Source organism: Adlercreutzia equolifaciens, from assembly GCF_029076695.1.
Classification (GTDB): Bacteria; Actinomycetota; Coriobacteriia; order Coriobacteriales; family Eggerthellaceae; genus Adlercreutzia; species Adlercreutzia equolifaciens_A.
The window spans coordinates 26,931-44,884 of sequence record NZ_JARFIK010000003.1 but is presented as its reverse complement, the minus strand read 5'-3'; the positions used below and the strand labels follow the sequence as shown (position 1 = coordinate 44,884).

Below are 17,954 nucleotides of genomic sequence, written 5' to 3'. Positions count from 1 at the left end.
CTATTTCATGAGATCGGCCACGGCCTGGGCGAAGGCCAGCGGGTTGTCGGGCAGGATGCCTTCCACCAGCATTGCCTGATCGAACAAGATGCCCGCGTAGGTGCGCACCTTGTCGTCGTCGCCGGCTTCATGGGCGGCCTGCAGCGTGGCGAACACCGGATGCTTGTCGTTCAGCTCCAGCACCAGATGCAGGTCAGGCAACTGCTCGCTGCCGGGCTGGCTCTTCAGCACCTGCACCATCTGCAGCGACACGCCGCCCTCGCTGGTAATGACGGCCGGCGCGTCGGTCAGACGCGTGGACACCACCACGCGCTCGGCACGGCCATCCAGCGCCTCGCGCATAACATCGAACAGCGCAGCGTTGCTCTCGGTGGCTTCCTCAGCCTGCTTCTTTTCCTCATCGGTGGTCAGGCCCAGGTCCTCGGCGCCCACATTCTTGATGAAGTAGGGCTGCTGGTTGTCCTCGTCGCCATCCACCGCGTGCTCGCCGTAGGTGCCCATGGCCATCATGCAGAACTCGTCCACGTCCTGATCGCACAGAAGCACATCGTAGCCCTTGGCCAGCACCGTGGTGACCAGCGGCATCTGCGCCAAGCGCTCCAGCGAGTCACCGGCAGCGTAGAAGATGGAATCGGCCCCGGCCGGCGCATCGGCCAGGTACTCGTCCAGGGTGATGAGCTTCTTCTGCTTCGCCGAGTAGAACAGTAGCAAATCGCCCAGCACGTCCTTTGCCATGCCGTAGCTTTGGTAGATGCCGAACTTCAGCGTGCGACCGAACTGCTCGAAGAACTTCTCGTAGCCCTCGCGGTCATCGTCGCGGAAGGAAGCCAGATCGCTCTTGATCTTCTTCTCCAAACGACGGGCAATGGCACGCAGCTGGCCGTTGTGCTGCAGCGTCTCGCGGGAGATGTTGAGCGTCAGGTCAGACGAGTCCACCACGCCGCGCACGAAGCTGAAGTAATCGGGCAGCAGTTCCTCGCACTTCTCCATGATGAGTACGTTGGAGCTGTAGAGCGCCAGGCCCTTCTTGAAGTCCTTGGAGTACAGATCCCACGGCGCGCGGCCGGGCATGAACAGCAGGGCGTCGTAGTTCAGCGAGCCCTCGGCGTGCACTGAAATAGTGCGGGCCGGGTCCTCGAAGTCATGGAAGTCGGTCTTGTAGAACTCGTTGTACTCCTCCTGGGATACCTCGGACTTGCGGCGCTTCCAGATGGGAATCATCGAGTTGATAGTGGCAATTTCAGTGTAGGTTTCCCACTGGGGCTGGCCCTCGGCACTTTCCTCCTGCTCTACCTTGCGGCTGCGGGTGACTTCCATCTGAATGGGGTAGCGCACGTAGTTGCTGTAACGCTTGATAAGCGAAGTCAGACCCTGCTCGGTGGCAAAGGTGTCGAAGGACTCCTCGTCAGTGTTGTCCTTCAGGTACACAATGACGTCGGTGCCGTGCTCATCACGCTCGGCCGGCTTGATGTCGTAGCCGTCCACGCCGTTGGACTCCCAAGCCCAGGCCTCGTCGCTGCCCACGGCGCGGGACACCACGCGCACCTTCTTGCCCACCATGAACGCCGCGTAGAAGCCCACGCCGAACTGGCCAATAATGTCCACATCGGTCAGATCGTCCAGACCCTTCACGTCGGCGCCGTCCTCGGGGGCGTCGCCCTCCACAACCTGCTGGGCACGCTCGGCCTTGAACTCGTAGGAGTCGGAGTGAGCAATAGTGCCCAGGTTCTTGTCCAGCTCGTCCTTGGTCATGCCGATGCCATTATCGGACACCGTCACAGTACGGGCCTCTTTATCGAAGCCCACAGTAATGGCCAAGTCACCGCGGTTCACCGCCACCGAGCTGTCCGTCAAGCTGCGGAAGTACAACTTGTCCACGGCATCCGACGCGTTGGAGATAAGCTCGCGCAGGAAAATCTCACGGTTGGTGTAGATGGAGTTGATCATCAGGTCGAGCAACTTCTTGCTCTCGGTTTTGAACTTTCTCATAGGGTGCAATCCTTCTTTCGCGAATACGGGAGACGCAAACGCCTTCAGCATAGAACCGTTGCAGGCAGTGTCTTGCGTGCGCTGCATCCTGAAAAAGAGTCGTTGACCTGCGACGGCGAAAACGTTAGCAGTCTCCATCTTTGAGTGCTAACATGCTATTGTATACAGAAGGAAATCTAAGTCAAGTTATATAAGGTTTCTCCAAAAACCGCGACGAAGTCGCGAGCTGCATCAGCCTTCGCGGACCTTGAGATACGCCAGCATGTCAGCAGCGGAAAGAGCACCCTTGGGCGCCTTGCGACAAAGTTCTTCGTCGTTGGTGACAAGGAAATCAGCCTTGGAGGTTTCAAGTGACGCCAGCACTAGATCGTCTTCGAGGTCACCGTGCACATCCTTATAGTGGCAGGCAAGCCAAACTTGCGGCTCGCCGATGGGGGCCGCAACGGCAATTTCCCTCATGGCATCCACGCAAGCCCAGGCATATTCGCGACATGCCTGGGCCTGTGGCTCTGTCAGAGCGCCAGTTGCTTTTCGGAACTCCCTTTTTGTTTCCTGATTGAGAACGTAGTAGAGATCTTTGATGCTCAGAGCGGGGTAAGCAAGGGTAATATTGCGCATGTCAGCAACGGAAATCAACTCTGCCGCTGCTTTGCTTCCCGGCCGATCGCCCAGGTAATAGTCTATCCAGATATTAGTGTCGAGCAGAAGCGTCGGGGGCATTTCCTCATTCACAGCAAGCCCCTTTCACGATAGCGCTCATAAAGCGCTTCTTGCCGAAGCTCCTCATAGGAAGCCATATCGCTTGGATCAGGCTCAGGCAACCCATGCTTCTTGCGGAAATCGCGGATAATCTGCGGACCCCGGAGCGCTGCCTCCGAAGGTTGGGGCTGCTCCCCCGCCAAGCTGGGTCTATCCTCGAGAATACGCTGTATCTCTTTGAGCTTGCGCGGGTTGCGTTGATTGCGGGCGGCGTAGCCCCACAGCGCGCGCGTGGCCTGGGATGGGCTCCAGCCCACTTCCTCAAACGCCTGGTTGCCCTCGGCGCGCAACTGCTCGTCGATGCGCACGTTCATCTGACTCATCATGACAGCCTCCCTTGCTTGGAATGCTGCGAGTATAGCAGCAGTAGTTTCTGCTATACATGCAGAATCATGAGATATTTTCCGCGCACAGAAAAGAAGGCGGACTCGGAGCAACATACTCCGAGCCCGCCTTCGGTGCCTACCTCAAGCGCTTCATCGCACCGTCGCCAGCCGACCCCCTACTTCTCCAGCAGATCGATGGCTTCGGCGAGGGAGGCCATGATGTTGCGGCGGGACAAAGCGCCCACCAGCTTGCCGTCCCGCACCACGGGCACCTTCTTGATGCGCTTGGCGGCAAACAGCTGGCATACCACATCGACCGGCGTGTCCCACTCCACCGACACGACGCGCTTGGTGGCAACATTCATGACGTTCAGCTTCACAAGGTCCTTCAAGCGGTCCATCTCGGCCTCGTCGTCCACGTAGCGGTAGATGTTCAGCGTGGCGTCGGCCAAGGAGATCTCCGCCTTGCCGAGGTAGGCGGCCACATCGCCGTCGGTCACAAAGCCCACGAGCTCGCCCGCCTCGTTCACCACCGGCACGCCGCTCGTCTGGTCGGCGGCCATCAGGCGGATGACCGAGCCCATGGTATCGGTGTCGCGGGCGCACACCGGCTCGCGGTTCATGACGTCGGACGCCATGTACACGCGCTCGCCGCCCAGCGCCTCATCGGCCGTGCCGTCAACCGTCACGCCGGAGATGCCGGCCGCGTAGTCGGTGGCCTCTTCCCCGCGCTGAACCGCCGTAACGGCCGCGCCCTTCTTGCGATCGCGCACCAGGAAAATGATAACCAGGGCGGCCACGCACATAAGGCCGAAGGTGGTGCAGTAGGCCATGTGCTCGCCCAGGTAGCTCTGGTCGAAGGCACTGGCATCGGGCGCCACCATCGGAGCCAGAGCGGCCACCGACACCAGCATGGCCGTGCCGAAGGAGCCCGCCACCTGGTTCATAGTGTTGGACAGCGCCTGGGCGTGCTGGATAACGCGGTTGTCCAGCGAGTTGACGCCCCAGGTGTTAAGCGGCGTCATGGTGAACTGCAAACCGATGATCAGCGTCGTTACCGTAAGCATAACCGTGATGAAGTTCGCATCGATGGCCAGGGTAGCCAGACCCGAGGCGCCCAGAGCCGCCACCAGCACACCCGGCACCGCTACTTTGCGCACCCCGAAGCGATCGAAGAGCCGTCCACTTACCAGACCCGTAAAAGCACCGATGACCGCGCCGGGCAGCATGGCCAAACCAGACATGGTGGCCGTAAAGCCCAGGGTTCCCTGGATGTAGAGCGGCGTGATGACCTCGGTGCCCAGCAACGCCGCCTGCACGATGATAATGACGCAGGCCGCCGTGGCGTACTGCCGCGTCTTCAAAATGCGCACGTTCAGCATGGGCTGAGGCAGCTTCAGCTGGCGCCGCACATACAAGGCCACGAACACGATGCCCACCGCAATAAGGCCCAAGGTCAATGCCATATTCTCCGTGGAGGCAAAGGTGGAAAGCCCGTAGAGTAGGCACACCAGACCCACCGTGGAAAGCAGCACCGACAACTTGTCGAAGGTGGTGCGGGAGAAGTCACCGTAGTTGCGCAGCAGGCACGCGGACAGCACAACCACCACCACGCCCAGCGTGGTGACAATGGCGAACAGCGCGCGCCAACCCACCGAGTCCACCAGCAGGCCCGAGAGCGACGGACCCACCGCCGGCGCAAAACCGATAATAAGCCCGATAACACCCATAGCCGTGCCACGCTTTTCGCGCGGGAAGACCAGAAGGATCACCGTGAACACCATGGGCATAACGGCGCCGGTACAAGCCGCCTGCATGATGCGGCCCAGCAGAAGCACCCAAAAGTTCGGCGCTAGAGCCGCCGCCAGACTGCCCAAGGTGAACACCGACAGGGCGGAAATGTACAGCTGGCGCGTGGTGAAGCGCCCCACCAGGTAGGCCGACAGCGGAATGACCACAGCCTCGACCAGGGCGTATACCGACGTCAACCACTGCGCCGTTGTGGCACTGACCTGCAAGTCCTCCATAATGGAGGGCAGTGCCGGCGACAGCATCGTCAGATTCAACACCGCCAAAAGGGTGCCCGTCAGAAGCACCGCCACCATTACCATGTCTTTTCTTGTCACGCCCATAGCCATACGCATCCACCTTCGCTCTCGTCTCGTCTACGTGAAAAAGTCGAATGTTCCGAGGCTACAGGAGCAACTATGAAAACGTAAGGGGCTGCTCGGCGAAAGGCGCCGGGATCGACCATTCTCCACAGGTCACCCACGGTTACTGTTTGCGCACCAGTTTTACCGAGTCGCAGTCGCAGAAGGTACGTCCGGAATCAGGGAGCAGCCCTAATCATCCAGGGCGTGCAACCGATCAAGCAGCTCTTGGCGCTTGTGAATGTCCAGCTTGGTATAGATGTGCTTGGCATGGGTGCGCACGGTGTTCTCGCTGATGACCAAGCGATCGGCAATGGCCGCCATGGAGTTGCCGCGGGCAATGAGCTCCATCACCTCGGTTTCGCGCGCCGAAAGACCGTAGCTTTCCTGCAGCTGCAGGCACTGCTTGGACACTCTATCGCGAATAGCTCCGGCATCCTCGGAGGCCGATGGGCGGTTGCGGCGGCGCTTGGGCCGCGCCACAGGAGCCGCGGGGGCGTCGGAAGCGTCGGCCACTGACCCAGGGTCCTTAGCTACATCCGTGACGCCGAGGGGCGTGTCTGGCGCCACTGCAACGGGACGTCGCCTCTTCGCCGGCTCTGGCGTCCCCGCCCGCTCCGCTGCCGCCGAAAGCGCCTGAAACTCGATGGGGTCCACCGTCACCGTCCCCTTGGCCACCACGGGCTTGAACAGGGTGCCCGTGGCCACAAGCAAAGTCAGGCCCAGCACGTAGCTGGACACCATGGCGATGACGAACAACCAGGTGGACCCCGACGGGCCCAACACGTTGCTGGTCCACCCCAGCAAAAAGCCGCCGCTTTGCATAATGTAGGCCACGCCACCGAAGAAGCCGTAGATGAACACGGGGTTGATGCCGCGGTCGCGCGACACCTGGGCGCACTGCATCATCATCAACATCTGCACCAGGGAAAACACCATGTAGGCCGCCGCGGCGAACAAATTAAGGTGCACCGGGCCGCAAAACGGCAGCAGCAGAAATCCCGTAATAAGCAGCGGGTACACCACGCGAAACACCGACGTCAGCCCGAAGCGAAAGCTCATGCGATACCACAGCAGCAACAGCACCGCCGCCGACAGGAACGCGCCGATCATAGAGGCGCTGTTAACCACCAGGCTTATCTCCTCATGCAGCAAGGCCACGCCGCGGATAACGCCGCTGGCAAAGGTCAGCGCGCCCACGCACAGGGCGCTCCGCCAATAGTCGGCCACCACCTGACGGTACACCCGCGGGTGCTGGCGCGGCACGTCCTCGAACATGGGCTGATCAAAGCGCATCTCGCGCACTGAAAGAGCCACGCACAACCCACAAAGGGGCACGAAGATGAGAGGAATGAGAAATGCCGTAAGAGCAATGGGCACCAAGTAGAGCGCAAAGTAGATGAACGGCGCTATGGCCGTACCCACCATAAGATACAGGTTGCCCTCGCGCGCCGGGAGCGATGCGAAGAAGCGCTGCCACAGCATGAACATGCCGGCACAACCAATGCCCAACAGCACGCCGCCCGCTCCCACGAGCCACAGAGTGAGCGGATCAAGGTACATGGCCGCAATCAGGCAAGCCGAACCGATAAAGAGCAGAATGGCCGAAAGCGACACCAGCATGCGGCGCGCCCCATGGGGAAAGTAATAGGAGCCCCACATGCTGGCGATGAAGGCGCCACCAAACGATACCGCCTGCGCCAGAAAGAACGTGAGCGTCACCGAGGCGGTCTGAAACGCCAAGGGAAGAAACGGGAAGATGCCGCCCCAGACCGACGTGGCGTTCACCGTAAGGAAGCAGGCATAGCCCCAACTGGACACATGCGAAAGCCCGCTTTCCAGCTTCATAGTATCAGCGCTCCCCTCCCTCTTCGATGTTTCGCATGGTAGCATAGGCACCGCTGCGCTTCGGCGGCAGTTGATGATGTTTGGGGTATCTAACATTACTGCGAACTGGGGTTTCTTCCTTAAATCACACTCGTCGTGTGATTCGACGCCGCACCGATTTCGGTACTTTGGGAGGCGGCGAGAGAGAAATCGACAGAGGAGGGACCTATGACTGAACCTACTTCGACCGTGTCGCGCCGCACGTTCGTCAAGGGCTCGCTGGCCAGCGTGGCGCTGGCTGGAGCCGCGGGCGGAGCCTTGTACGGCTGCGCTCCCCAGGCCCAGGAGGAGGACCTGGCCACCACGGGCGACAACGCCCCGGCCGCCGAGCCCGACACCATCAGCTGGAGCCAGTGCAACGTCAACTGCGGCGGCAACTGCGTGTTCCAGTGGCACTCCCGTGACGGCAAGGTGCTGTACATGGAATCCGACAACACCGGCGACGAGAGCCTCCAGGCCCGCGCCTGCCTGCGCGGCCGCTCCATGCGTCGCTGGCTGAACAGCCCCGACCGCCTGCTGTACCCCATGAAGCGCGTCGGCAAGCGCGGCGAGGGCAAGTTCGAGCAGATTACCTGGGACGAGGCCCTGGACACCATCGCCGAGAAGCTGCAGTACACCATCGACACCTACGGCAACGAGGCCATCTACGTGAACTACGCCACGGGCATGTACTCGTGCACCGGCAAGCAGCCTGGCCTGCGCCTGCTGAGCCTTCTGGGCGGATACGTCAATCAGGGGTACGACTACTCCACCCATATGCTGCAGATGGTCATGCCGTTCATGTACGGCAGCTACGCCAACATCGACGAGAACGGCAACCACGTGACCCTGGGCAAGCCGGCCACCGGCTTCAGCCCCTACGACAACGTGAACGCCTCCTCGTTCTCTGAGGCTGCCCGCGCCTCCGACCTGGTGGTTATGTTCGGCAACAGCCCGGCGGAAACCCGCATGGGCGGCGCCAACGCCGTGTGGGACTTCGCCCGCGTACGCGAAGGCGTCACCAGCCGCGGCGGCAAGATCATCAGCATCGACTACCGCCTCAACGAGACCGCCTCGGGCCATCCCGACGAGTGGCTGCCCATCCGCCCGGGCACCGATGCGGCGCTGTGCTCGGCCATTGCCTACGAGTGGATTAAGAACGACCAGGTGGACAAGGAGTTCCTGGACAAGTACTGCGTAGGCTACGACGACGACACCATGCCGAAGTCGGCCAAGGGGAAGAACAAGTCCTACAAGGACTACATCATGGGCACCGGCTACGACAAGGTGGAGAAGACCCCCGAGTGGGCCGCTCCCATCACGGGCATTCCCGCTGCCACCATTCGCGAGTTGGCCTCCACCATTGCCAGCGCCGAAGCCCCCTTCATCTGCCAGGGCTGGGGCAGCCAGCGCCATTCCAATGGCGAGGACACCACCCGCGCCATCTGCATGCTCCCCGTCCTCATTGGCAAGCTGGGTCTGCCGGGCACCAACACCGGCCAGCGCGAGGCCGAGCCGCCCACGTACCTGGTGGGCAGCATCCCCTTCTCGAACCCCATTGCCACCACCATCCCCGTGTACCAGTGGCTGAACGCCGTGGACCACGGCCACACCATGACAGCCACCAACGCGGGCATCATCGGTGCCGACAAGCTCACCAGCGACATCAAGTTCATCTGGAACTACGCTGGCAACTGCCTGACCAACCAGCATGGCGACATCAACAAGGTGCACGAGATCCTCTCTGACGAGAGCAAGTGCGAGTTCATCCTAGTGTGGGATACGGTCATGACCGACTCGGCCCGTTACGCCGACATCCTGCTGCCCGACGCCATGCGCTCCGAGCAGCTGAACATGCAGACCCAGGGCTATTCCGAGTATTACACCGCCGTTGTGGTGGGCGGCCCGGCCCAGGAGGCCCCGGGCGAGTGCCGCAGCAGCTATGACGTGTGCGCCGATTTGGCCGACCGCTTCGGCATCAAGGACGCCTTCACCGAGGGCCGCACGCACGACGAATGGGTGCAGTTCCTCTACGAAACGGGCGCCGAAGCCGACGGCTCCATGCCCACGTGGGACGAAATCAAGGAGCAGGGCATTTACAAGCGCGAAGTGGAGCCTGCCATCGGCCTCGAGGCCTTCCGCACCGACCCCGACGCCAACCCCCTGGGCACCCCCTCGGGCAAGATCGAGATCTACTCCGAGGATCTGGCCACCATCGCTGAAACGTGGGAGCTGGAAGAGGGCGAGGTTATCAGCCCCATTCCCGTGTTTACGCCGGGCTTCCACGGCTACGGCAGCGTGACCGAGGAGTTCCCGCTGTACGCCTGCGGCTTCCATCACAAGAGCCGCACCCACTCCTCCTTCGGCTTCATCCCCGAGCTGGAGGCTGTGGCCCGTCAGCAGCTGTGGATCAATCCGGCCGACGCCGCCGAGCGCGGCATCGTCAACGGCGATCTGCTGGCCGTCACAAGCCCCGCAGGCGAGATTCGCATCGAGGCGAAAGTGACGCCGCGTATCATCCCCGGCACCGTGGGCATTCCCCAGGGCGCCTGGCATCAGGCCGACATGAATGGCGACAAGGTGGACCAGGGCGGCTGCGTGAACACGCTGACCACCTACAAGCCCACGCCGCTGGCCAAGGGCAACGGCACCCATTCCATGATCGTCCAGGTTGCGAAGGCGTAAAGGAGGAGAGACCATGACTCAGTACGGATTCTATTTCGACAGCACCCGCTGCACGGGCTGCCGCACCTGCGAGATGGCCTGCAAAGACTACAACGACCTGCCCGTCTCCTACGCTTACCGTCGCGTCTTCGACTACGAGGGCGGCGACTGGACCGACAACGGCGACGGCACCTACAAGCCCACCACGTTTGCCTATCACGTGTCCATGGCATGCAACCATTGCGAAATGCCCGCCTGCATGGCAAACTGCCCTCAAGGCGCCCTGGACAAGGACCCCGACACCGGTCTGGTCGTGCACGACGACGAAAAGTGCATCGGCTGCGCTACCTGCGTGAACAGCTGCCCCTACGAGGTGCCCGTAGTGGACACCGAGGTAATGAAGAGCCGCAAGTGCGACGGCTGCGCCAGCCGCACCGCTGAGGGCCAAGCCCCCATCTGCGTGGAGGCGTGCCCGCTGCGCGCCCTGGAGTTCGGCGACATCGAAGCGTTGCGCGCGGCCCATCCCGAGGCCGTGGACGCCATCGCCCCCATGGCCGCCCCCGATCAGACCCACCCGAGCACGGCCATCCTGCCCTGCCCGGCAGCAAAGGAGCCCGGTGACACCACGGGCGCCATTGCCAACCCGCTAGAAGTAGAGAACGCCGCCTAAGGCCTCTCTCCCCGCGGCCCGCGCGCCTCCCCCTCCCTGGGGCGCGCGGGCCGCCTCGATTGAACGGACGGAACCATGACGCTCCGAGGATTCTTCTTCGACAACAGCCGCTGCACCGGGTGCAGAACCTGCGTCATGGCCTGCAAGGACTATCACAACCACGGAGAAGGGCAGGCATTCCGTCGCGTGCTCGACTACGAGGGTGGCTCCTGTCTGCTCCACGACGATGGCACGGTAACGCAAGACGCCTTCGCCTACCATATCTCCCTGGCCTGCAATCATTGCACCAATGCCGTTTGCACCCAGGTGTGCCCCACCAAGGCCATGCATCGCGACGAGCTGGGATTGGTCTGGCCGGACATCGATCGGTGCATCGGATGCGGCTACTGCACCATGGCCTGCCCCTATCACGCGCCCGCTATTGACCAAGAGTTGAAGCGCTCCAGCAAGTGCGATGGCTGTCGCGAGCGCGTCGGCGCTGGCAAGGCTCCCATTTGCGTGGAGGCGTGCCCGCTGCGCGCCCTGGACTTCGGCTCCACCGCCGAGCTGGTCGATCGTCACGGCGACGCCTATCACAACGCGGTGCGCAGCATCTTGCCCCTTCCCGAGGAAAACGCCACCGCCCCCAACCTGTTCATCGCGCCCTCGCCCGCGGCCCTCCGGGCCGAGCAGGGGGACGGCGCCCTTGCCAACCGAAAGGAGCTGGGGCTGTGAGCAGCGGTTTCGATCCGGTTTCCCTAGCCGTCTTTACCACGCTGGCACCCGCTGGCGCCGTGGCCTTCCTGGTCTTGGCCCTCGCGCGCCTCGCAGCGCCCGATCATGCCGATGCCGTGCGCATCGACCGCGTGATTGCCCTGCCCTTCGCCACGGCCCTGCTGGGGTTCATCGCCTCGGCCACGCATCTGGGAACGCCGGCCAACGCGCTGCATGTCTTCTCGGGCGTAGGCACCTCGCCCCTCTCCAACGAGGTGCTGGCCGCCGTCATTTTTCTGTTCTTGGTGGGCGCCTACTGGATGTGCGCCTTCAAGATCAACTTCCCCGACGGCATTGCCGACCCGTGGCTTGTCGTAGCCAGCCTGGCCGCCGTGGCGTTCATCGCCTGCACGTCCTTGGCCTACGCCGCACGCACCGTGCCCACGTGGGACACGGTGTTCACCCCGGTCAACCTGATTCTTGCCGCCCTTATGGCGGGCACGCTTCTGGCGCTGCTGTTCTTGGCCGTGGCGCGCATCGAGCGACCACTCCTGAACCGGGCTTTGATGACTCTTTCGCTCGTAGCCCTGGTCTTTGGATTAGGCTCTCTGCTGCTGCAGCAGGCCGATCTGGCCACCATAGGCAACAACGAAACAACGGCCCTCTCGCTGGTGCCGCACTATCCGCTCGTCATCGCCGCCTTCGCCCTTCTGGGCGTCGGTGCCGAGGGGCTTGGCATCTTCTCACTGCGCCGCAGCCTGGCCCGTCGCGGGCGCATTGTGGTGCGCGTCGCCGCCAGCCTGCTAGCCGTAGCGGCGGTATTGGCCGTGCGCACCGCCTTCTACAACCTGCACATGACCGTCGGGTTCTAACCCGTCCTCCTGGTTCCGGTTGCCAGCGCGGCGGCGAAAGAGCGCACGCCCGCGCTGCTGATGACGGTACCGCCCCGCAGACAGCGCCGCTTACGCCGTGGTCTTCACCGCGCCCTTGTCGCAGCGGTTGCCCCAGGAGTCGATGATGTCCTTGTCACGATAGACGCAGATGACCTCGCAGTGGTTGGCGCATTTCTGGCACTCGATCTCGCGAGTCTTGAAATCGAAGTCCAGCATGGCCTCGAAGTCGAAGGTGCCCCCGGCGAAGGGACCCGACTCGGCGTTCTCGATAGGGCCGGCATCGGCAGCCAGCAGCGCGGCGCCGAAAGCACCCATCAGGTGGCCATCGGGATCCACGGCCACGTCCATGCCCAGCTGCTCCTCGAACGCATGCACCACGCCGGCGTTCTTCGACACGCCGCCCTGGAACACCACGGGCGCGGCAATCTTCTTGCCCTTGCCCACGTTGTTCAGGTAGTTCGAGGCCACGGCATTGCACAGGCCGGCAATAATGTCCTCGCGGGCGTAGCCCACCTGGATCTTGTGCACCAGGTCGCTTTCGGCGAACACCGTGCAGCGGGCGGCAATGTTGGCGGGCTTCTTCGAGGTAAGGGCAATGTCGCCGAACTCCTCCACCTCAACGCCCAGACGATGGGCCTGACTCGACAGGAACGAGCCGGTGCCCGCAGCGCACAGGGTGTTCATGGCGTAGTCCACGGCAATGCCGTCGTTCACGCAGATGATCTTGGAGTCCTGGCCGCCAATTTCCAGGATAGTGCGCACGTTGGGATGCAGGAACGTGGTGCCCACCGCATGGGCCGTGATCTCGTTCTTGATCACCGAGGCGCCCAGCATGGCGCCTACCAAACGGCGCGCGCTGCCCGTGGTGCCGGCGCCGACAATCTGAACGTCCTGGCCCTCCACCTGGCTTTCCAGCTCGCGCACTACGTTCTTCGATGCCTGAGAGGGGTTGCCCTCGGTCCACAGGTAGGAGCGGGCGATAATACGACGATCCTCGTCGATGATCACGCCCTTGGTGGAAATGGATCCGATGTCGATGCCTAAATACGCTTTGGTCATTTCGCTTTCTCCTTCTTCATGGCAAGCATGTCGTAGAACGCCTCGAGGCGCGTATCCAGACCGGTGTCGGAGGTCTGGGAATCATAGGTGAGGTACAAAATGGGCATGTGGAAGTCCTCGCTGACCTTCTGCAGCACCGGGATGCAGTCAATCTCGGGCGTGCAGCCGGCGGACTTCGCGTGGATAACGCCGTCGAAGCCCTCGGCCGCGTACTTGCGCGCAGCGGCCACCGTCAAGGTAGACGTGGGGCCCATATCGTAGGTGAGGTAGTCCTTGGCGCCGATGCGCAAGTTGGGCTCGTTGTAACGAAGGTAGCGGTTGGTGAAGTTCAGCATGCGGTGCACTTCCACGCCCATGGCCATCAGCTTGTGGTCGAGCTCCAAATTGCTGCGCTCGTCGATGGCGGTGAACATCTCTCCCACCACTCCGATGCGGATGGGATCGGCCGGCTTGTTCAGCGGGATGGACCGCATATCTTCCATAGCCTCGCGGTAAACCTGGTTGATGTCGCGCTCGTCCAGGCAAGTACGCATGGCGTCCATGGCGCGGCTCCATGCACGGTCAAACGAGCCCGGCTCTACCTCAAAGCCGCCGTTGGCCAGGTAGAAATCGCGCAGGCTGTCCAAATGCTCGATCATCTTCGCCACGGCCTTCAGCTTGACCACGCCGTGGGGCACATCGATATTGGGGTTCACCGTCTGCAGCACTTCCTTAGCCCAGCCGATGTAGCCCTTCTCGATGCCGTGGGCGAAATTGAGCATGATGAAGTCGTAGCCCATGTCGCGCAGGATGGATTCCTGCAGCTCGCCGTAGTAGCCCAAACGGCAGGGGCCGCCGAACTGAATGAGAATATCGGCCCCCAGGTCCAGGGCCTCGGCGAAGTCGCCCAAGATGTGCTTGAAGGGCGTGCACACGTAGTCGCTGGAATTCTGGGCACCTACCTCGCTGGATACGCGGGTGGCCTCGGGCAGCGGCAGATAGTCAACGTCGAGCACCTGCTCGCAGAAGAACTTGAACGCCGGGTCGTAGTAGCAGTAGCGGAAGAAGGCCGCCTTGGTGTACTTGTGGTGCTTCGCCTTGTGCTTGGCCTCCTTCGCCGCCTTGCGGTCGGCCTGCAAGCTGGGAGGACGATGACGCTCGAACTCCACCGTCACCTTCGAGCGCACCTGCTCGATCATAGACTGGGGCTTAGCCATGAACGTAGCCTCCCTTCTGCTGGAAGCGCAGAATATCGACGAAGCTTTCCACGCGCGTCTCCACGCCGGCCGTGCCCGACTGGGCATCGATCATGAGGTTCAAAATAGGCGTGCCCTGAATGCAGCGCATGATGGCATCGTCGGTCATGGAGTCGGGGCCGCAGGGGAAAGCGCTGATGAGCACAATGCCGTCGATGCGGTCCTGCAGAAGCAGGATGGCGCCGATCAGCTCGCGGTTGATGAGCCACGGCATGGTGTCCGAGAACTCGAAGCTCTTCTTGTAGGCCTTCTCGTGATCTACGGCATCGGCATAGAGCACCGTGGCGCCCATATCTTCCAGGGCGTCGATAACCGCGCCGGACAAATAGGCGTCGTGGGTAATATAGGGATGGGCCACCACCAAAATGCCCAGAGGCAACTCGGCGTTGGGGTTGCCACTTTTCTCCACCTGGCGGCGATGGTCCTCCAAAGCCTTCAGCAAGCGGTTCTGCGCATCGAACAGGGCCTCGTCATGGGCGCGCTGCGCTTCCATGGCGGCCTTGATCGCCCGACGGGCATCGCGGGGGCTTACCCCCATGCGCGCCGCCATCTCCTCGAAGGCGCGGCGCACCTCCTTGGGCTTGTGCACGTTGCGCACCTCGCAGGAAATAACCCGCAGGTGCCGGTCGCGAAACGTGTTGCGCACCACATCGGTAACCGACTGGAACTTGGTGCAGAAACCCGTGCGCGGCTCGCCGGTGGGATACGCAGGCACAAACACCGCGTCGCAGCGGCCTACCAAGCTGTCCACATGGCCCATGTACACCTTCGAGGCCAGACAGCACTCGTCCACGGACAAGTGCTCGCCGCGATCGGCAATGGCCTTGTCCGTCGCGTCGCTGACCACTACTTCGCGACCAATGCCCTCGAAGAACGTAGTCCACAGCACGCCGAAGCGAAAATAGAGAAGGCTGCGGGGAATGCCCACTACCTTGACGTCGGCCCAATCCGTTGGCTGGGGCACGAAAACCTCCTTTGATCAGCCCGCCTGGGCGGGAAATAGCAACCTTGTATTGTAGACCAAGCCTCCGACGGTTGCCATAAAGAGCCTACAGGCAGCACAGGAACGGCTGACAGAAGGCAGGGGCGCACAAAAAGCAGCAGCACAGCGAGGTGGGATCAACGCAGCCGGTGGAGAACCCGCGGCTCTCGCTTTCCTGCTGGTAGCTGCGAGCGCGGGCGCCTATGACCGCCTCAGCCTGACGATAATCCGCATTCGTGGGGTCGGCCTTGCGAGCTGCGCGAATCTGATCCACCGCAGCCACCACGTTGCCTGCCCCGTAATTCGCCAAAGCAGCCAGGTAATACCAGCGAGCCCGACGGTCTTTGATGTTGATGGCAGCCAACACCGACAGGGCCGCCTTGTAGTTGCCGCCGTCAATGAACAGCACCGCCTGGCGCAACTCGGCCGAGTCGGTAGCCGACACCTCGGGGCGGGGCACCGAGGAGGCCTGAGCCCATCCGTTGAAGATGTCCTCCCAGTTCACTTCCACCCATTGGTACTGATAGCCACCAGGACCCGTGCCGCCGGGCGCACCGCCGAAGGGATTGCCCGCCCCCGTGCCCGAGCCGGGGCGGGGCGCACCGTATCCGTAACCCGGATTGTAGGGAGCCCGATAGCGGCGGGCGTCTTCGCGGGCGAACTTCTCGGGGTTGGTAATGCGCTCATAGGCCTCGTTGATTTGCTTGAGGCGCTCTTCGGCCCCCGGGTCGTCGGGGTTGAGGTCGGGATGATTCTCGCGGGCCTTCTTGCGATAGGCTTTCTTCACCTCATCGGGCGAGGCATCGCGCGAGACGCCGAGAACTTTGTAGGGGTCGTCGATCATGGGGTTTCCTAAGAAGAGCGATGGGCCGCGTCGGGGTTGATGCTCATGGATTCGAAGCGGTTCTCCATCCATTGGTTGTCGAAATGCTGAGCGCAAAACTGTTCAAGAGCGTTGTCGGGCGGCAATCCGGCCAAGCGCGAGTACCAGCAGTCGAGGGCCACCAGCGTCATGGCGCCATCGAGCAGCATAAGCACCGCGCACACCACGGTGACCGAGTAGCGCCACCGCCACGGAATGAGGTTCACGGTGTGCAGCAGGGCCGGCAGTGCCAGACGCACCCACACCACGCCCAATACACCCCACATGCACATGAACATGAAGTTCGTACGGCCGTGGATGTTGAGGAAGGTGCCAGTGTAGTCCCAGGCCACAGCGCCAAAGGCATACTCCATGAACCAGCTGACGAAGTATTCGAACGCACCACCGATAACGGCGCTGACCAAAAACACCACCCATACCGGCGCGTTATGGAACCGGTTGAGCGCCATGGTCATGAGCACGGCGCCGAAACCGTAAATGGGCGAGAAGGGCCCCCACAGAAGACCGGCGCGATCTTCGTAATGACCGAAGTCCACCACCAGCACGTGGTACACCGACTCGATAACCACGCCGGCCACCGAGGCAATGACGAAGATCCAGAACAGGTTAAAGAAATCGAGCTCGATGTAGCCCTTGCCCGTTTTATCGAGTCCCAAGATGCCCTCTTCGGCATCCTCGCGGGTTTCCATCAGGCGAAGCTTGCGCTGCAACTCGCGCTCTTCGGATAGCGAGGGATCCACGAAAACATGGGCCGTAATGAGGATGAGCGCCGACGCCCCCAGAAACCAAAGGCCCGGATTGACGCCGAACAGCAGCAGATCGGCCAAGAAGGCCACCACCAGCGCCACCGCCATGGATTCGGCCACCAGGCGCGCGCGACGGCGCTTTCCCAACAGCAGACGGACACCAAGCACCACCGAGCACAGCACGGTGTAGGACACGCCCACCACCAGCGTGACGTACAAGATAATGGTGAGTACGGAATCGTCGGCGTAGGAACCTTCCACAAAGACTTGGCCCATCTGCACCAGCACAGCCACCACTTCGGGCACCAGCACCGCGCCCCCGACAATAAGCAGTACGCCGAAGACTTTCAGCAACAAAGGCGTACGCGCCCCGGGGGCATCGCGGCCGATACCGGGGTCGGGTTGCAAGGGGGTTTGTTGGAGAACCGGTGATTCCATAGGGCTATGGTATCATGACCCCCGAAACCCCGCCTGTGCACCGCCATCTTGGGCACAAGCGTTACGAAAAACCCACGGGCGCCCTCGACGCCCTTCTGGAAGGAGTGCGGTGGAATCCCAGCGGAAAGACAGCGTCTCCTGGTACGTGCGGGCCTTTTCCTACTTGCTTCTCCTGTGGGGCATCGTCGGCCTGCTCAGCGGCGCGGCCATTCTCTACGCCGCTTTGACGGAATGCTTCGCCGCAGGCGCTTCCCTCTCGCTCTCTGCCACGGTTCTCGGGGTAGTCGAAGCAGCCCTCAGCGGGCTTACCCTGGCCGTGGGCATCATGGGGCTGCGAGCCTCGCGACAGCCGCAACACGCCGGCTCGCTGCGCACCCTGGCGGTGGCAGGCATCGTGAGCACCGTGCTCGGCCTGGGGCTTTGTAACGCCGTCGGAAACGACCTTCCCACCTCCCTGCTTTTCAACGGTGTGCTCATGGTCATCTGCCTGGTCGTTGCGGGCAACCTCGACCGCCAAAACCGCGCCTAGCAGTCCCATCTATTGACACTTCGTGCATTAAGGCGCCCCGACGCCTCCTCATTCCCCTTTTCCCCTAGCCGA

General features: G+C 62.2%; 15 protein-coding genes. 5 read left to right on the top strand and 10 right to left on the bottom strand.

The window, feature by feature from the left end; genetic code table 11:
- The 5 genes from htpG to PZH32_RS11060 form a co-directional block, all read right to left on the bottom strand.
- The gene (gene htpG, locus PZH32_RS11080; RefSeq protein ID WP_275208300.1) at nucleotides 1-1,989 is read right to left on the bottom strand and encodes a molecular chaperone HtpG; all 1,989 of its coding nucleotides are present in this window, start codon (nucleotides 1,987-1,989) and stop codon (nucleotides 1-3) included.
- A gap of 231 nt (nucleotides 1,990-2,220) precedes the next feature.
- The gene (locus PZH32_RS11075) at nucleotides 2,221-2,721 is read right to left on the bottom strand and encodes a type II toxin-antitoxin system VapC family toxin (protein WP_275208299.1); all 501 of its coding nucleotides are present in this window, start codon (nucleotides 2,719-2,721) and stop codon (nucleotides 2,221-2,223) included.
- Complete coding sequence (locus tag PZH32_RS11070; protein WP_275208298.1) at nucleotides 2,718-3,062, bottom strand: type II toxin-antitoxin system RelB/DinJ family antitoxin; 345 nt, start codon at nucleotides 3,060-3,062, stop codon at nucleotides 2,718-2,720. Before PZH32_RS11070 ends, PZH32_RS11075 begins: the two co-directional genes overlap by 4 nt.
- A 188-nt stretch (nucleotides 3,063-3,250) precedes the next feature.
- Complete coding sequence (locus PZH32_RS11065) at nucleotides 3,251-5,212, bottom strand: MDR family MFS transporter (protein WP_275208297.1); 1,962 nt, start codon at nucleotides 5,210-5,212, stop codon at nucleotides 3,251-3,253.
- Between the two features lie 204 nt (nucleotides 5,213-5,416).
- Nucleotides 5,417-7,072, bottom strand: coding sequence for a LuxR C-terminal-related transcriptional regulator (locus tag PZH32_RS11060; protein WP_275208296.1), 1,656 nt, complete (start codon nucleotides 7,070-7,072; stop codon nucleotides 5,417-5,419).
- A gap of 207 nt (nucleotides 7,073-7,279) precedes the next feature.
- Between PZH32_RS11060 and PZH32_RS11055 the strand changes: the two genes are divergently transcribed.
- The 4 genes from PZH32_RS11055 (at nucleotide 7,280) to PZH32_RS11040 (ending at nucleotide 11,989) form a co-directional block, all read left to right on the top strand.
- Nucleotides 7,280-9,775 (top strand): DMSO/selenate family reductase complex A subunit, encoded by a 2,496-nt coding sequence (locus PZH32_RS11055; RefSeq protein ID WP_275208295.1) that lies wholly within the window; start codon nucleotides 7,280-7,282, stop codon nucleotides 9,773-9,775.
- Between the two features lie 13 nt (nucleotides 9,776-9,788).
- Nucleotides 9,789-10,424, top strand: coding sequence for a DMSO/selenate family reductase complex B subunit (locus PZH32_RS11050; RefSeq protein ID WP_275208294.1), 636 nt, complete (start codon nucleotides 9,789-9,791; stop codon nucleotides 10,422-10,424).
- 75 nt (nucleotides 10,425-10,499) lie between these two features.
- On the top strand, nucleotides 10,500-11,138 hold the full coding sequence (locus PZH32_RS11045) for a 4Fe-4S dicluster domain-containing protein (RefSeq protein ID WP_275208293.1): 639 nt from the start codon (nucleotides 10,500-10,502) through the stop codon (nucleotides 11,136-11,138).
- Nucleotides 11,135-11,989 (top strand): dimethyl sulfoxide reductase anchor subunit family protein, encoded by an 855-nt coding sequence (locus tag PZH32_RS11040; protein WP_275208291.1) that lies wholly within the window; start codon nucleotides 11,135-11,137, stop codon nucleotides 11,987-11,989. Before PZH32_RS11045 ends, PZH32_RS11040 begins: the two co-directional genes overlap by 4 nt.
- 90 nt (nucleotides 11,990-12,079) lie before the next feature.
- Here PZH32_RS11040 and PZH32_RS11035 read toward each other — a convergent pair whose 3' ends face one another.
- From PZH32_RS11035 to PZH32_RS11015, 5 genes are all read right to left on the bottom strand, one after another.
- The gene (locus PZH32_RS11035) at nucleotides 12,080-13,069 is read right to left on the bottom strand and encodes an acyl-CoA dehydratase activase (RefSeq protein WP_275208289.1); all 990 of its coding nucleotides are present in this window, start codon (nucleotides 13,067-13,069) and stop codon (nucleotides 12,080-12,082) included.
- Complete coding sequence (locus PZH32_RS11030) at nucleotides 13,066-14,265, bottom strand: hypothetical protein (protein ID WP_275208287.1); 1,200 nt, start codon at nucleotides 14,263-14,265, stop codon at nucleotides 13,066-13,068. Before PZH32_RS11030 ends, PZH32_RS11035 begins: the two co-directional genes overlap by 4 nt.
- Entirely contained in the window at nucleotides 14,258-15,268 is a 1,011-nt protein-coding gene (locus PZH32_RS11025) for an acyl-CoA dehydratase activase-related protein (protein ID WP_275208286.1), read from the bottom strand. Before PZH32_RS11025 ends, PZH32_RS11030 begins: the two co-directional genes overlap by 8 nt.
- 85 nt (nucleotides 15,269-15,353) lie before the next feature.
- Nucleotides 15,354-16,130: a DnaJ domain-containing protein gene (locus PZH32_RS11020; protein ID WP_275208285.1), complete on the bottom strand. Its 777-nt coding sequence runs from the start codon at nucleotides 16,128-16,130 to the stop codon at nucleotides 15,354-15,356.
- A gap of 8 nt (nucleotides 16,131-16,138) precedes the next feature.
- Nucleotides 16,139-17,323, bottom strand: coding sequence for a putative ABC transporter permease (locus PZH32_RS11015; protein ID WP_275208284.1), 1,185 nt, complete (start codon nucleotides 17,321-17,323; stop codon nucleotides 16,139-16,141).
- 139 nt (nucleotides 17,324-17,462) lie between these two features.
- Between PZH32_RS11015 and PZH32_RS11010 the strand changes: the two genes are divergently transcribed.
- The gene (locus tag PZH32_RS11010; RefSeq protein WP_275208282.1) at nucleotides 17,463-17,882 is read left to right on the top strand and encodes a hypothetical protein; all 420 of its coding nucleotides are present in this window, start codon (nucleotides 17,463-17,465) and stop codon (nucleotides 17,880-17,882) included.
- Nucleotides 17,883-17,954 lie beyond the last annotated feature (72 nt).

Bases quoted from the DNA above. Each gene is read 5' to 3' on its own strand.
- PZH32_RS11055 (WP_275208295.1), top strand. From the start codon at position 7,280: ATGACTGAACCTACTTCGACCGTGTCGCGCCGCACGTTCGTCAAGGGC.
- htpG (WP_275208300.1), bottom strand. From the start codon at position 1,989: ATGAGAAAGTTCAAAACCGAGAGCAAGAAGTTGCTCGACCTGATGATC.
- PZH32_RS11060 (WP_275208296.1), bottom strand. From the start codon at position 7,072: ATGAAGCTGGAAAGCGGGCTTTCGCATGTGTCCAGTTGGGGCTATGCC.
- PZH32_RS11050 (WP_275208294.1), top strand. From the start codon at position 9,789: ATGACTCAGTACGGATTCTATTTCGACAGCACCCGCTGCACGGGCTGC.
- PZH32_RS11065 (WP_275208297.1), bottom strand. From the start codon at position 5,212: ATGGCTATGGGCGTGACAAGAAAAGACATGGTAATGGTGGCGGTGCTT.
- PZH32_RS11035 (WP_275208289.1), bottom strand. From the start codon at position 13,069: ATGACCAAAGCGTATTTAGGCATCGACATCGGATCCATTTCCACCAAG.
- PZH32_RS11045 (WP_275208293.1), top strand. From the start codon at position 10,500: ATGACGCTCCGAGGATTCTTCTTCGACAACAGCCGCTGCACCGGGTGC.
- PZH32_RS11020 (WP_275208285.1), bottom strand. From the start codon at position 16,130: ATGATCGACGACCCCTACAAAGTTCTCGGCGTCTCGCGCGATGCCTCG.
- PZH32_RS11070 (WP_275208298.1), bottom strand. From the start codon at position 3,062: ATGAACGTGCGCATCGACGAGCAGTTGCGCGCCGAGGGCAACCAGGCG.
- PZH32_RS11030 (WP_275208287.1), bottom strand. From the start codon at position 14,265: ATGGCTAAGCCCCAGTCTATGATCGAGCAGGTGCGCTCGAAGGTGACG.